We start from the raw sequence: 13,696 nt of genomic DNA, 5'->3' as shown, positions 1-13,696 counted from the left end.
TATTAATTAATTGCGTTTAGTTTGAACTTATAAGAAACAAATGCAATACCTCCGGAAACCCTCACAAGGTGCAGTTCCATTTCTTCATTGCTTCCAGGTACTGAAGCTAACCTTAGCTCATCCGTTTTCATTGTTTTTTCAGCATCACTATATAAATATATTCTCACCGCTTCGCCATTTGCCTGCTGAAAATCACTGCTTAATGACCAGTAGCCGTTTAAGGCAAACAAAGGAGGTACATTCCCAGTCACTTCATAAGTTGTTGGCTGGTTGTTTTCATTTACATTGAATTTAATTCTGAAATTGTCATAATTAAACAATGTACTTAAATCCTGTTCCGACGGCTCTGTTTTTGCTGCTTTAGCGACTTCATCAACCATCTTAAGATTCATTAATCCCCATTCTCCCTGAATCTTTTCATTTAGGGTGATGGGATCCACATGGTGGCCATCATCAGCTTCGTTGCAACCAACGGCCAACAAGCTAATCATAGCTAGCAAATAGATAATTTTACATCTCATAAATTTTGTTGTTTTTTGTTAGGTTAAATTGTTCTTGTAAAGAATAAAACGAAGCTACTCGTTAAAAGAGTCTTAAAAAAAACATTCAGCTAAAATCAAGATACTATATCGTTATAATTAATAATAAACAATTGTTTAACAGATAATTAAAAAACAGGCGGCTTTAAAAAAATCAAGATGTAATTTAGATAAAAACAGACTATTTAATCATTAAATAAATGACAATATGTAAAATTTATCGGGTTATTTTTTTACATATAGCACATATAGCACTATTTTTTTAAGGAATTTAAACTTTTTACGGTATATTTAACACCTAAAATAATTATGTTAAAAAAAACACCTTGATTTGCGTAAATATTTGGTAATTCAGGTAATTAACAAATTAGAAAATCCAAAAAAACAGATTTAATTTTTGAATCCGTTTTTATCCATTTGTCCAAACAACACCCTATCTATAAAATGCACAAAAAAGTTTACTTTTTACTCACCTTACTATTTGCTGTTTCAGTTTCTGCCAAAGATATCGACCCTATATTAGACAGTCTCGATCATGCTCTTCTTAAAAAAGAAGTATTCATAAAACAGAAATACGAACGTATAAGACAATTAAAAAAAGATGTCCATAAATATACTTTAAGCAAAGACAATCTTAATCTGTATCATGATTACATGAAGCTGTTTGAAGAATATAAATCCTTTAAATATGACTCAGCTTATTATTATATTGAGTCGGCAAAAGCAAGGGCACATATCTTAAAAGACACTCATCTCCTTTCAAAAACCAAGATAAAAGAAGGATTTGTGCTTTTGTCTTCTGGCCTCTTTAAAGAAGCCATTGATACCCTTAACAGTGTTGAGTTGGGAGGTCTGGATGCAAAAAGTCAATATGATTATTACTCAGTAAAGGCACGTGCATATTATGATCTTGCCGATTACACTAAAGATCAGCGTTATAATATAAACTATATTCAAAAAGGAAACCTACTGTTAGAAAAAGCTATATCTCTTGTAGAAAAAAACACTAATGATTACTGGGCTGCCGAAAGTCTTAAAAGACTAAAGCAACAAGACTGGAAGGGTACCGAAGAGGCCTTTAGTTACTGGGTGAATAATTATAAATTACCACGCGAATATTATGGCATAGCCACCTCATCACTAGGATATATCTATTCTGAAAAAGGAGATAATGATAAAGCTATTTACTATCTTGCTCTTGCCGCTATTGCCGACGTTAAGAATGCAACTAAAGAAACGGTAGCCCTACGTAACCTCGCAAACGAACTTTTCAAGAAAGGCTATCTTGAAAAAGCCAATCATTATATTAACCTTGCTATGGACGATGCAACCTTTTATGATGCAAGACATCGCAAGATCGAGATATCGACCATACTGCCAATTATCGAAAAAGCGCAGCTTAATAAGGTAAATGATAAAAATGATCTTTTGGAAAAGATCGTTATACTACTAACGGTTCTCGCTCTGATAATTATCCTTTTCCTTATTATAATATTCAAACAGCTTAAAGAACGTAACGCTTCCAGAAAAGCTATGGCGGAGTCTTTCGAAAAACTTCAAAAAATGAACAAAAGCCTTAGTGAAGCCAATACAATCAAAGAGGAATATATTGCCTATTTCATAAGGGCAACATCTGATTTCATCAATAAACTGGACCATTTACAAAAAAGCACTATTCAAAAAATAATCTCTAAAAAGACCGATGAAATATTAACCAGTCTGAAAGGCTACAATATCAAAAAGGAAAGAGAAAGTCTTTTCCATCAGTTTGATGAGATCTTCCTTAGGCTTTTCCCTTCATTCATTTCTGATTTCAATGCCCTTTTCCCTCCTGACAACAGGACAATTGTTAAAAAAGGTGAATTACTGAATACTGAGCTTCGTATTTATGCATTATACCGTTTAGGAATACAGGACAGCAATCAGGTGGCCGAATTCCTTGAACTTTCAGTATCCACTATTTATACCTATAAAACAAGGATAAAAAGCAAATCTGATTATAAAGAAGTATTTGATGAAAAGATAATGGCTATTGAAACCATTTAAAAAAAAGCCGGCTACTAGCCGGCTTTTTTCTATTAAAGGTTTTTGCTTATATAACTTCCGTAAAGATCTTTAAACTGATAGCCTTCCGTGTAACGATCTTTGCTTAGCTTTTTGAATTCTGATAATCCCCAAAGGATGAATTCTTTTAAAAAGTATTGGTCTTCTTTAGGAGCATCTGGCTGGTATTTTTGCACCAACTGTTTTAACGGTACTATAGAATCCAACAGTTTTTTATATTCCTTGTCCGATGCATCATCCGGCAGTTCAAAACCACTCTCGTTAAAGAACCAGTCTATCACTTCCTGGTAAGGACCTTTTTCATTTTGTTTTTCAAGCTTCTCTATTTTAGGGAAGAGATCAGGGAATAATGTTTTCACCGCTTCGCTAATCAGATGCTCAGCTACAACAGCAGCTCCCTCCTGCTCTCCTTCATATACCAACTCTACTTTCCCGGTTATTGCCGGAATTACCCCCATAAAATCAGATAACCTCACCGTTGTCTTATCATCACCCGAACGCAATGCTCTTCTCTCGGCAGTACTAAGCAGGTTTTCAAATGCAGTAATACTCATCCTTGCGCTCACTCCACTTTTATAGTCGATAAATTCGCTTTCGCGTGCTTCAAAGCTAATCTGCTCTAACAGGTCTTTCGCTAATGAAGGTACGTGTATGAACTCACTCTGGCGTCCGTCCAGATTTGCCTCCTGCTCGGTGATTGTCCTTGCTATCTTAACCGTTTCCGGATAGTGTGTCAATATCTGAGAACCGATACGGTCTTTAAGCGGCGTTACTATGCTTCCCCTGTTGGTGTAATCTTCAGGATTAGCTGTAAATATAAATTGCAGATCAAGATTCATACGCACTTTAAATCCACGAATCTGAATATCGCCTTCCTGTAAAATATTGAATAATGCCACCTGTATCCTTGCCTGAAGATCGGGCAGCTCATTAATTACAAAAATGCAGCGGTTGGCACGCGGTATCATACCAAAATGGATAACACGGTCATCAGCATAAGATAATTTAAGATTAGCCGCCTTAATAGGATCTATGTCGCCTATCAGGTCGGCAACCGTAACATCCGGTGTTGCCAGTTTTTCATAAAAACGTTCGCTTCTGTGTAGCCAGCTTATTGGGGTGTCATCACCTTTTTCTTCAATAAGTGATTTGGCAAATCGCGAAATTGGATTTAAAGGGTCATCATTAATTTCAGAACCTTGCACAAACGGAATGTATTCATCCAGCAGGTTTACCATAAGCCTTGCCAGTCGGGTCTTCGCCTGTCCACGGAGTCCTAACAGGTTAATGTTATGACGGGACAAAATTGCACGCTCCAGTTCCGGAATTACGGTATTTTCAAAACCCCACACCCCTTCAAAAACAGTTTCGCCTTTGCTTATTTTGGTTCTTAGGTTATTTCTTAATTCATCTTTAATGCCGACACTCTTATATCCGGCTTTTTTTAAATCGCCAAGTGTTTTTATATTTTGTATGTTCATCGTCCGTTATGAAATTTATTTAATTCGTTTTTTCCTGTTGGTCTCATAATCCTCAAAAATCATTTCACCAAGGCCTTTCAGCCCGGTATAAAATGCTTTACCCTGATTTGCCTCTGTAAAGTGGTTTACAAACCGTTGCAGATAAGGGTCGCTTGCAATCATAAATGTGGTTATGGGTATATGAAGCTTCCTTGCCTGGGCAGCCATATTGTAGCACTGGTCTACAATGTATTCATCAAGGCCGTTACTATTCATATAATAAGTACCGTCCCTCTCCTTAACACAGCTAGGCTTGCCATCAGTAATCATGAATATCTGTTTATTCGTATTACGCTTACGGCGCAGCATATCCATAGCCAGCTGCAATCCCGCTACCGTATTGGTATGAAAAGGGCCAACCTGCAAATACGGCAAATCCTTAATGGCTATGGGCCATGCATCGTTGCCAAATACGAGTATATCCAACGTATCTTTAGGATAGCGCGTAGTAATTAATTCGGCTAAAGCCATAGCTACTTTCTTGGCGGGAGTAATGCGGTCTTCGCCATATAGTATCATACTGTGGCTAATGTCTATCATCAACACAGTACTCATTTGGGCTTTATGGTGGGAGTCTTCAACAATAAGGTCGTTCTCGGTAAGCATAAAGCTGTCCACCCCATTATTGACCTGTGCATTCTTAAGGCTTTCGGTCAGGGCTATCCTGTCAAGCCCATCGCCAAAGTGGTATTCCCTGAATTCGCCGGTATGCTCATCGCCGCTGCCGGCATGTTTTGTTTTATGATTACCCGAACCGCTTTTGTTCAGGTTACCAAAAATCTGGTTTAGTGCCTGCTGCCTGATCGATCGCTCCGTCTTTGCCGTGATCTTCATTCCGCCCGAGCCATCATCCTTAACCTCATCTTTTATATAGCCTTTCTTTTTAAGGTCTTCAATAAAATCGTCTATGGTATAGTTTTCGTCGGTAAGCTTATATTCTATATCCAGCTGTCGCAGCCAGTCCAGGGCTTCGTCAAGGTCGCCCGAAGTATAGGTAATGAGTTCGGTAAATATCTCGAAGAGTTTGTCAAACGGAGACACATAGGGAGCTTCATATTGCCTGAATATGAAGCCTTTTTTGTTATTTGTTTCCATAGCCTATAAAATTATTACATAATTGATTTGGCTCAGCAAAACATGCAGAGAAATTTTAGTTAAAAATGACCAATTGATTATGTCATTTCTTAATCCTGATTAAGTTTTTTGATATAACTTAACCTCAACTTTGTATCATAACAATCAAACTCTCCATTATGAAAAATACATTTCAGCTTTATTTGCGCCTGGCACTGGGTATCGGTTTTATTCTTCCCGTTATGGATCGCTTAGGAATGCTCGGCCTTCCCGGATCCCCTAATGTTGGCTGGGGCAACTGGAGCAATTTTGTAGATTATACCCATTCCCTTATGCCCTACCTCAGCAGAAGCATAGCCAATATACTGGGTGGTATCGCTTCCGTAGCCGAAGTTGTTTTCGGCATTATGCTTATCATTGGCTATAAAACAAGATACGCAGCCATAGGCAGCGGAGTACTAACGCTCCTGTTTGCCTTAAGCATGCTGTTCTTTGCCGGCTACAGGGCACCTTTTAATTATTCGGTATTTGTATGCAGTGCTGCGGCATTTTTGCTTTCGGCTGTAGAGAATTATAAGTGGAGTTTGGATGAGAGGTTAAATAATTAAAAAGGATTTTTACCTTCTTTTACCTCTACCAAAAGAGTATCAATATATTTAGAAAGACTATATGAAATTAAACGAATCCATTCAGATGTTTTATCACTATAAAACCCTTCATACACTGGAGGGTCGTCACCTTCGTCCAAGTAAATAAATAAGCATTGAGTCCCTACATTATATACATCAATAACAAAAAACGGTCTTGAAATTACTTTGTTTCGAAACTCAAGTTTCTCACGAACATATTCCTGCAATTCTTCCTGAGATTCATTAACTCCATAATCCAGGACGTAGCAATAATTCCCTGCTAAAAACAATAATTCTCGCAATGCTTTTGGAAAAGTTTTCCCCTGATTGTATAATTGTTCAAGGTGTATAATTTCTGATTCAGGAATAGGCTCATTATTTAAATGTGTCTTTCCATATCTATAAGGATTCTTCTGTAATTCCTTTAGATATTCTATTACCATAGTCTTACTCTTTTATATTCTTACCCCTCATACATATCCATATTGAGCCTTGTTTCTTCAAGGTCGAGCTCGCGCTCAATCTTGCGAAGTATCTCTTCACTGGCCTTACCTTGTCTATGAAGTTCGTCAATCTTTTTGCGTTCTACATTCAGCACGTCTATCTGTAGTTGGGTGTATTCGTTAAAAATATTGGTTGCCAAAATTTCTCCGTTACCAAAGAAATGTGCCGGAAGTTCCGTCTTTTGCAGTCGGTTATATTTTACTTCATACTTGCTCTTAATGTTATTAAGCAATTCATCCTGCAATAGCGAATAATTGTCTTCTATATGAGTAATAGCATGAGATACAATGTTATTACGCACTTCATATTCTTCCGCATACATAGAATAAGGCTCAATTTTTAGTTTCTTAATAACCCAGGGTAACGTTAAGCCTAATAGCACCAATGTTGATACAATAACACAAAACACAAGATAAATGATAAGACTACGATGGGGAAAAGGATCGCCATTCTTAAATGTCAACGGTATAGCAAGCGCCGCAGCCATAGATACCACGCCACGCATACCTGCCCATCCGAATACCACCAGATTACGGCTGTCGAATTCTTCATTATCTCGTATTCTTTTACTCAAAATGCGCGGTAGCATAGCTGCAGGTATTACCCATAAAAAACGTACTATAATAACCACAAAGCTTATTGCGCCACCCCATAACAATAATGATGTCATAGAATATTCACCTATACCATCCATGATCTGGCGTAACTGGAGTCCGATAAGGATAAATATCAATCCGTTAAGAATATAGGCTACCACATCCCAAACGGTAACTGCCATAATTCGGCTCTGATGAGAGAATATCTCCCCCGCCCTGTAAGACAAATATAAGCCTGTTGACACCACCGCAAGCACCCCTGAATAATGGAAATGTTCCGCAATAAGATAGGATGCAAATGGTGTCAGGAAGGTAAACGTTACTTCTATGATCGGATCACAAACAAACTTTTTATGAACAAGATACATTGCATACCCTAATGCCAGACCAATCGCAACACCGGCACCAGCCACCACAAGGAAGTTAATACCGGCTTCCCATAGTACAAAATTACCTGCTGCAACGGCTGCAAGTGCATATTTGTAAGCCACAAGGCCACTTGCATCGTTTACAAGACTTTCCCCATCAAGTATGGTGAGCAATCTGGGATTAAGTCCTAATCCTTTTGTAATTGAGGTAGCTGCTACAGCATCCGGAGGCGAAACAATAGCACCTATCAGAAAGGCTATTGGCCAACTGATATCATCTATCAGTTCATGTGCTACTACAGCTACAGCCAATGTAGTAAAGAATACCAAACCAATGGCCGCAAGGCTTATAGGGCGGATAGCTCCCTTAAAGTCATGCCAGCTTGTATGCCAGGAGGCATGGTATAACAATGGCGGTAAGAATATTACAAATACAATTTCGGGACTCAACGCAATTACCGGAAGTCCGGGAACTATACTAATTATAATTCCGCATAGCACTAATACTATCGGAAAAGGAAAATGGTATTTATTGCTCAGTATGCCTAAAAATGCAATACCAAACAACATCATTATTATAATAGTTACGTTTTCCATACTGGAAGCTGACTTTCTTTTTATTATTATCGGTGTTCAGAATAGGTATTACCTGTCCATAAAGCCTGTAAATGCTGACGTTCTTCTTCCATTAAAGGTAAGGTATTGGCCGTATTAATAGCATCTTCAAGCTGTTTTAGTGTACGAATACCCGCAACAGCTGTTGTTACTGCCGAATGACCGTTGACATATCGCATAACTGTTTCCTGTAACGTTCTGCCTTCCGGAAGATTATGTTTCAGTTCATTTACTATTTTTTCTACCTCAGGAGCTTTAAGATTAAGATAATCCGAAGCCGGTTTATCGACCAGCAAACCTGAAGCCATACTGCCACGGGCTAAAACACCAATATTGTTATTAAACAGCAGGTTTAATGTTTCTTCTTCGGGCCTGCGGTCAAGGTAACTGTATTGAGTCATTACAGCAGCAATGTTTGACCTTTTTACAAATTCTCTAATTACATTCGAGCGTATGGACGACAAGCCATAACTTCTAATTTTACCCATATCAACCAAACGTTCAAAAGCTTCGATGGATTCATCCATAGGATCATCCATTGTACCCCCATGCAACAGGTATAGATCGATATAATCCGTTTGTAATCTTTTCAGGCTATCATCCACAGCGTTCAGAATGTATTCCTTACGCGGATTCCAGTCCCAGCCGCTGCCATCTTTCCTCCACTGATTACCTACTTTAGTAGAGATAAAAACATCTTTACGCTTTGCTTTAAGAGCATTTCCTAAAAGCCTTTCGTTCTCTCCTTTCTCATACAGGTCGGCAGTATCAAAAAGATTAATACCTCCGTCAATAGCCTTATTGATTATAACATCGTTATCTTTTCCTTCGCTTTTAAGCGACATACAGCCAAAGCTTATCTCGCTAACCTTAAATCCTGTTTTATGAATTGTATTGTACCTCATCATTAAAAAAATCGCTTAACCCACATTAATTTTTCAAGCCTTGCCAGGCATTCCATATAGTAATAATCAGCATAGATTATCGAACAATCTATTTCACTCCCGGCAGGTTTATGCCCTGTAGAATGTAACAACAATGCATTGTTCTCATAGCGGCTCTGATAATGGTTAGTTAACTCCGTTATCATTTTCATGGCCTTTTCTTCATATTCCCTTTTCAACTTACTGTCCTTGGTAAAAGTAGCCAGTTCCAGTAATGCCGAAGCCGTAATAGCCGCTGCTGAAGCATCCCTTGGTGCCTGTAGATCTGTATCATTAAAATCCCAATAAGGAATCATATCTTTTGGAAGCCTGTCGAGATAAACCCTTGCCAGCTTATGAGCAAAATCACGGAATTTACGGTCGCCAGTTTCCCTATATACCATTGTAAAACCATAAATAGCCCATGCCTGTCCCCTCGCCCACATACTATCGTCGGACAATCCCTGTGCTGTAACTCCTTTTATTTTTTGACCTGTTTCAGTATCATACACCACAACATGGTATGCGGAATAGTCAGGCCTGAAATGATTTTGCATGGTAGTTTCGGCATGTTTTACAGCAATATCATATAGCTTTTTGTTACCTCCGTGTTTTGATGCCCAAAATAACATTTCAAGGTTCATCATATTATCTATAATGGTATTATGACCGCCATACCTGGCATGAGGCCACGATTGTATTGTACCAACCTTCGTATTGAATAATGTGGCAAGCGTATCGGCAGCCCTGAGTACAGCTTCTTTATATTCCTTTTTACCCGTTAGCTGATAGGCATTACCAAAACTATTAAACACCTGAAACCCTAAATCGTGGTCGGCAGCTTTAGTGTTGGTTAACGGCAGTAAATAGTTTGTATATTTTTCGGCAGCAGCCAATATCTTTTTATCATGACTGGTTTCATAAACGTACCATAACTGACCCGGCCAGAAACCGCTAGTCCAGTCCTTATAATCAACATAGTTCCACTCTTTGCTTTTAGCCGGAATGCTTCGTGGCAACGACTTCCCGTCATTAGGAAGCGCTGTAAGTGTATTTAACGTATGTACTTTACAATATTCAAGCTGTGTTTTCAGGTCGAGCCTTACAATATCTTTTTTAAGAGTCTGTGCATTTACAAAAAGTGTTGTTATGAATAGGAAACTTAAAAACAGTAAGCGTATTTTCATGGATACTAATTGGTGCTGTGATTGATTAATACCCAAAAATATAAAACATTAATTTCTACAGCTATACTTTTTGCCATTAGATTATAACAAAATATTAGCAGTTGAATACTACAGGTAAAAAAGCGAACGATTACCTTTGTAGTATTATTACTTAGCCATGTCAAAAAAGAATAGAAAGCAGGAAGAATTCTGGAACGTTATCACCCACGGGGCCGGTGCTTTACTATCTGTAGCTGCCCTGATACTACTGGCGGGATTTGCTGCTTTCAGAGGTACAAAAACAGATCTTGCCGCTGCCCTTGTATTTGGCATCAGCCTGGTGCTTTTATATTCGGCTTCTACGATATATCATGCCATGCATAAACTAAAATGGAAACGCATCTTTCAGCGTATCGACCATTTATGTATATACATACTCATTGCCGGAACCTATACACCTGTAGCCCTGTTAGGACTGAAAGGTATATGGGGATGGTGCATCTTTGGGTTTATATGGGCATTTGCTATTGCCGGATTCATCTTTAAGTTTTCGCCATTGCGAAAATCTGAAAAACTATCACTCATTCTTTATGCATTAATGGGATGGCTTATAATTATAGCCATAAAACCGTTGATAGAAAATGTAGCAGCAGGTGCTCTTTATTACTTACTGGGAGGCGGACTGTGTTATACTATAGGGATTTACTTTTTTGCAAAAGAAAAGATTCCCTACAACCATACCATCTGGCATTTGTTTGTATTGGGAGGCAGTGCCCTGCACTTCTTCGGGATCTTCTTTTATCTTATCCCTTAATACTATTTCTCTGCAAATGGCGGAGTAAGTTTGTGCTTATATGAAAACAGCACCAGTCCTACTTTAGACTTAATGTTGTATTTTTCAAAAAGCGCAGTACGATAAGCCTCGATTGATTTTACAGATACACTCATTATATCGGCCATTTGCTCGTAGGTATACTCTTTTTCATCGCAAACCAATCTCAGGAAATCATACTCCCTCTCGGTAAGCTTTATCCCACTCTTAGGCTCAGCATTAGCAAAAGGATCATATTTCCTGACACGCTTAAGGATCTCAACCACATTGTTGTAACCAACAGTTGCAATATTATCTATTGCGAATTTCAAGTCCTGAGCAGTACAGTTTTTATGTAAAAACCCTCTTGCCCCATGATGATAAGCAGCATCAATAATCTGTTCATCAAAATGTTGGGTAAGCAAGAGTACCTTATATTCCTCATCTTTTTCTTCCAGCGCTTTTAGCACCTCTACACCATTCAGTCCGGGCATAGAATAGTCTATGATGAAAAGATTAGGTTTATCTTCAATAGGCAAAGCATTCAAAAAATCGTTTCCGTTTTCAAATTCGGCAACAACCTTATAATTGCTTATTTTCTCGAGGAGTTCCCTGAGGCCCTGCCTTACAATTTTATGATCGTCAACAATACCAATAGTAATTTTGTCCATAGGCTTATTTTTCAGAAATGATTATATGTGTTCCCTCACCGGGGGCCGAATCCAGTTTGACCTTAAAGTTAATGATTTCGGCACGTTTTACAATATTTTTAAGCCCTAAACCTGATTTACTATCATTAATGCTATCCGGTATGAATCCTTTACCGTTATCAGCAACAGTAAGTTCAAAGCAAGGTTCTGTTTTCAACGTGATATCCACAACCGATGCACCGGAATGCTTCAGTGCATTATTGATAACCTCCTGAAAAATACGGTAGATAACGATCTTTACATCGCTCTCAAAAGATTTTTTGCGGCTACCACTCAAAATAAGGTTAACCTGCAACTTAGTATTGCTTTTAAGACGCTCCACCTCGGCCTCTATCGCTTTCACAAGGCTTTCCTGTACCAATAGTTGACTGTTAAGGGAGTGGCTAATGCTGCGTATCGACTTAGACAACGTTCCGATAGACTGGCTTAAAGGATTAAGTGCTTCGTTAAGTTCAGGGTTATCGTATTTAAGATTTTCTACAACAAAATTGATATAAGTAAGCTGCTGCCCTGCATCGTCGTGCAGATCCTGCGAAATGTTATTGAGCACCTGCTCCTGGGTTTCCATAATTGTCGCATTAAGCGTCTTTTGGAAATTGAGATCTTTCTCATAAATGAGCTTGGTGTAGCTTTTAACCTTATGGATATACAGCTTAATGATAAGTACGCAAAAAAGTACTATCAAACTAACAAATAGCACACTTATAACGATACCAAAAGCAATATTATCAAGCATGTTTAAATTTCCTTTCTCTGTAAATGTAGATATTTATGAGGGTGTAGTAGATGATGTTGACGAAAAATGCAATAATAGTATAAAGTTTTACTTCAAAAACTTTCACTTTAGCCAAAGGAATATCTCCAAATCCAAAAATAAAACTAAAACCAAAAAAATATATAATAGGTGAAAGAACTAAAATATAATAATTAGATAAGAGTACAGAGAACTTTTCAAGTTTGAGTTCATTAAAACTTTTCACAATAAATACGATTAGGTATAAAAAAGCTCCAACAATAAAAGTATATTTATTAAATATCCATATACCTTCTATAAAAAATAAATTAATTGTTGAAAAAAGCAGAAATGCTATTATTGTAATTATAATAACAATTCTGCTTTTTATCCACATATCCATTAATAACAACCACAAGCAAGTAGTGATTATTATATTTATTGTCGATATCAACGAAATAGAATTTCCACTATATAATAAAAAGGCGCTACTAATTTCTGTAACACCATTAATTAGTAATATAATCATAAGATACTTATTTGCAACGTATTTCAATTTCAATTTCGATAACGCTACAAAAAGAGTAACTAAAACATATAATGGTATTAATTCTAAAAACATAAGTACAAAAATTTATAAAAATGTAGGATCGTGTGATATATCAAATCTTCTTATTTGTGTACCGTTTCTTATCTCAAAAACGACTCTTTCTTCTGTAGTTACCTGACCAGATGGTTTAATAACAGGAGTCATTGCTTTTGTAAAATACAATTGATCTCCACTCTTTAAAAACTTACTAAGAGATTCAAAAAAAGGTTTGGAATAGCAGGTTTCGTCATAAGAGTATTTAAGTTTCTTAAGATTTATCGTATTTCCATTAAAAGTAAATCCAACATAGTACTCATAACATGAAATATCACTAGTAAACTTCTTAATTACATCCCAATCTTTTTCGTAATACTTTATTTCCTCATTGTTTTCAGGATGTGTACGTACCCAACGATTAAATTCATCAACATCTAAAACCTCATGTATCTCATATATACAAGTGTAAGCCTGATTTTCGCAAATTTTAATTCCGTTCTGATCAATCCATCTAGCCCTTTCTCTCAAGGGTAATCCAATATATGTATTATATATCTGATCATTAGAAACACATTGCAAAAACTTGCTTAAACGTTTTGAATCATATTTCAAAACTTCATCTTTTAACATTTCATTTTTATTACTATGTTCTTCGGCAGTAACGGATTCTTGTTGTTTATGATCTTTTTTACAGCTAACAAGAGTAATTAAAAACATGATAAATAAAATTCGTTTCATATAATAAAGTTTAAATTGGTTACTTCTTTTTTGGTTTTTCAAATTTGGTAATTATACATCCTTCCTAACTAGGTAAAACCCTATTTGATTAAGATTTTAACCCTTAAACACACATTAGCT

14 protein-coding genes are annotated in these 13,696 nt (G+C 37.1%); 3 read left to right on the top strand and 11 right to left on the bottom strand.

The window, feature by feature from the left end; genetic code table 11:
* Nucleotides 1-2: 2 nt before the first annotated feature.
* Nucleotides 3-521, bottom strand: coding sequence for a DUF5004 domain-containing protein (locus tag DEU42_RS05535; RefSeq protein ID WP_114757290.1), 519 nt, complete (start codon nt 519-521; stop codon nt 3-5).
* 462 nt (nt 522-983) lie between these two features.
* Between DEU42_RS05535 and DEU42_RS05530 the strand changes: the two genes are divergently transcribed.
* The gene (locus DEU42_RS05530; protein WP_114757289.1) at nt 984-2,585 is read left to right on the top strand and encodes a DUF6377 domain-containing protein; all 1,602 of its coding nucleotides are present in this window, start codon (nt 984-986) and stop codon (nt 2,583-2,585) included.
* Between the two features lie 32 nt (nt 2,586-2,617).
* Here the strand turns inward: DEU42_RS05530 and DEU42_RS05525 are convergent, their stop codons facing one another.
* Nucleotides 2,618-4,084: a sigma 54-interacting transcriptional regulator gene (locus tag DEU42_RS05525; protein ID WP_114757288.1), complete on the bottom strand. Its 1,467-nt coding sequence runs from the start codon at nt 4,082-4,084 to the stop codon at nt 2,618-2,620.
* A gap of 15 nt (nt 4,085-4,099) precedes the next feature.
* Nucleotides 4,100-5,218 carry a vWA domain-containing protein gene (locus DEU42_RS05520; protein ID WP_114757287.1) on the bottom strand — a complete coding sequence of 373 codons (1,119 nt, stop codon included), beginning with the start codon at nt 5,216-5,218 and terminating at the stop codon, nt 4,100-4,102.
* Nucleotides 5,219-5,376: 158 nt separating this feature from the next.
* On the opposite strand from DEU42_RS05520, the gene DEU42_RS05515 reads away from it, so the two are divergent.
* On the top strand, nt 5,377-5,805 hold the full coding sequence (locus tag DEU42_RS05515) for a DoxX family protein (protein WP_114757286.1): 429 nt from the start codon (nt 5,377-5,379) through the stop codon (nt 5,803-5,805).
* Here the strand turns inward: DEU42_RS05515 and DEU42_RS05510 are convergent.
* From DEU42_RS05510 to DEU42_RS05495, 4 genes are read right to left on the bottom strand one after another with little or no spacing between them, the layout of a single operon-like run.
* Complete coding sequence (locus DEU42_RS05510) at nt 5,802-6,269, bottom strand: hypothetical protein (RefSeq protein ID WP_114757285.1); 468 nt, start codon at nt 6,267-6,269, stop codon at nt 5,802-5,804. The two genes, DEU42_RS05515 and DEU42_RS05510, sit on opposite strands and share 4 nt — an antisense overlap.
* Before the next feature lie 20 nt (nt 6,270-6,289).
* On the bottom strand, nt 6,290-7,891 hold the full coding sequence (locus tag DEU42_RS05505; protein ID WP_114757284.1) for a Na+/H+ antiporter: 1,602 nt from the start codon (nt 7,889-7,891) through the stop codon (nt 6,290-6,292).
* 26 nt (nt 7,892-7,917) lie between these two features.
* Nucleotides 7,918-8,817 (bottom strand): aldo/keto reductase, encoded by a 900-nt coding sequence (locus DEU42_RS05500; protein WP_233506624.1) that lies wholly within the window; start codon nt 8,815-8,817, stop codon nt 7,918-7,920.
* Nucleotides 8,817-10,019 (bottom strand): glycoside hydrolase family 88 protein, encoded by a 1,203-nt coding sequence (locus DEU42_RS05495; RefSeq protein ID WP_114757282.1) that lies wholly within the window; start codon nt 10,017-10,019, stop codon nt 8,817-8,819. Before DEU42_RS05495 ends, DEU42_RS05500 begins: the two co-directional genes overlap by 1 nt.
* A 157-nt stretch (nt 10,020-10,176) precedes the next feature.
* Here DEU42_RS05495 and trhA point away from each other — a divergent pair, with 157 nt between their 5' ends.
* The gene (gene trhA, locus DEU42_RS05490; protein WP_114757281.1) at nt 10,177-10,812 is read left to right on the top strand and encodes a PAQR family membrane homeostasis protein TrhA; all 636 of its coding nucleotides are present in this window, start codon (nt 10,177-10,179) and stop codon (nt 10,810-10,812) included.
* 2 nt (nt 10,813-10,814) lie between these two features.
* On the opposite strand, the gene DEU42_RS05485 is transcribed toward trhA, so the two are convergent.
* The 4 genes from DEU42_RS05485 to DEU42_RS05470 are packed head-to-tail and all read right to left on the bottom strand — an operon-like array spanning nt 10,815 to nt 13,576.
* A complete protein-coding gene (locus tag DEU42_RS05485; RefSeq protein WP_114757280.1) occupies nt 10,815-11,480 on the bottom strand; it encodes a response regulator transcription factor in 666 nt (221 codons plus the stop codon).
* 4 nt (nt 11,481-11,484) lie between these two features.
* Nucleotides 11,485-12,255, bottom strand: coding sequence for a sensor histidine kinase (locus DEU42_RS05480; RefSeq protein WP_114757279.1), 771 nt, complete (start codon nt 12,253-12,255; stop codon nt 11,485-11,487).
* Complete coding sequence (locus DEU42_RS05475; protein WP_114757278.1) at nt 12,248-12,874, bottom strand: hypothetical protein; 627 nt, start codon at nt 12,872-12,874, stop codon at nt 12,248-12,250. Before DEU42_RS05475 ends, DEU42_RS05480 begins: the two co-directional genes overlap by 8 nt.
* A gap of 12 nt (nt 12,875-12,886) precedes the next feature.
* Nucleotides 12,887-13,576, bottom strand: a complete 690-nt coding sequence (locus tag DEU42_RS05470; protein ID WP_147278065.1) for a hypothetical protein — start codon at nt 13,574-13,576, stop codon at nt 12,887-12,889.
* Nucleotides 13,577-13,696 lie beyond the last annotated feature (120 nt).

Origin of the sequence: Flavobacterium sp. AG291, from assembly GCF_003350375.1 — a bacterium.
In the GTDB taxonomy this organism is placed as follows: Bacteria; Bacteroidota; Bacteroidia; order Flavobacteriales; family Flavobacteriaceae; genus Flavobacterium; species Flavobacterium suzhouense.
This window is presented reverse-complemented; position numbering and strand designations above follow the sequence as displayed.

Excerpts from the sequence above, each read along its gene's own strand:
- DEU42_RS05535 (WP_114757290.1), bottom strand. The coding sequence starts at position 521 with ATGAGATGTAAAATTATCTATTTGCTAGCTATGATTAGCTTGTTGGCC.
- DEU42_RS05530 (WP_114757289.1), top strand. The coding sequence starts at position 984 with ATGCACAAAAAAGTTTACTTTTTACTCACCTTACTATTTGCTGTTTCA.
- DEU42_RS05525 (WP_114757288.1), bottom strand. The coding sequence starts at position 4,084 with ATGAACATACAAAATATAAAAACACTTGGCGATTTAAAAAAAGCCGGA.
- DEU42_RS05520 (WP_114757287.1), bottom strand. The coding sequence starts at position 5,218 with ATGGAAACAAATAACAAAAAAGGCTTCATATTCAGGCAATATGAAGCT.
- DEU42_RS05515 (WP_114757286.1), top strand. The coding sequence starts at position 5,377 with ATGAAAAATACATTTCAGCTTTATTTGCGCCTGGCACTGGGTATCGGT.
- DEU42_RS05510 (WP_114757285.1), bottom strand. The coding sequence starts at position 6,269 with ATGGTAATAGAATATCTAAAGGAATTACAGAAGAATCCTTATAGATAT.
- DEU42_RS05505 (WP_114757284.1), bottom strand. The coding sequence starts at position 7,891 with ATGGAAAACGTAACTATTATAATAATGATGTTGTTTGGTATTGCATTT.
- DEU42_RS05500 (WP_233506624.1), bottom strand. The coding sequence starts at position 8,817 with ATGATGAGGTACAATACAATTCATAAAACAGGATTTAAGGTTAGCGAG.
- DEU42_RS05495 (WP_114757282.1), bottom strand. The coding sequence starts at position 10,019 with ATGAAAATACGCTTACTGTTTTTAAGTTTCCTATTCATAACAACACTT.
- trhA (WP_114757281.1), top strand. The coding sequence starts at position 10,177 with ATGTCAAAAAAGAATAGAAAGCAGGAAGAATTCTGGAACGTTATCACC.
- DEU42_RS05485 (WP_114757280.1), bottom strand. The coding sequence starts at position 11,480 with ATGGACAAAATTACTATTGGTATTGTTGACGATCATAAAATTGTAAGG.
- DEU42_RS05480 (WP_114757279.1), bottom strand. The coding sequence starts at position 12,255 with ATGCTTGATAATATTGCTTTTGGTATCGTTATAAGTGTGCTATTTGTT.
- DEU42_RS05475 (WP_114757278.1), bottom strand. The coding sequence starts at position 12,874 with ATGTTTTTAGAATTAATACCATTATATGTTTTAGTTACTCTTTTTGTA.
- DEU42_RS05470 (WP_147278065.1), bottom strand. The coding sequence starts at position 13,576 with ATGAAACGAATTTTATTTATCATGTTTTTAATTACTCTTGTTAGCTGT.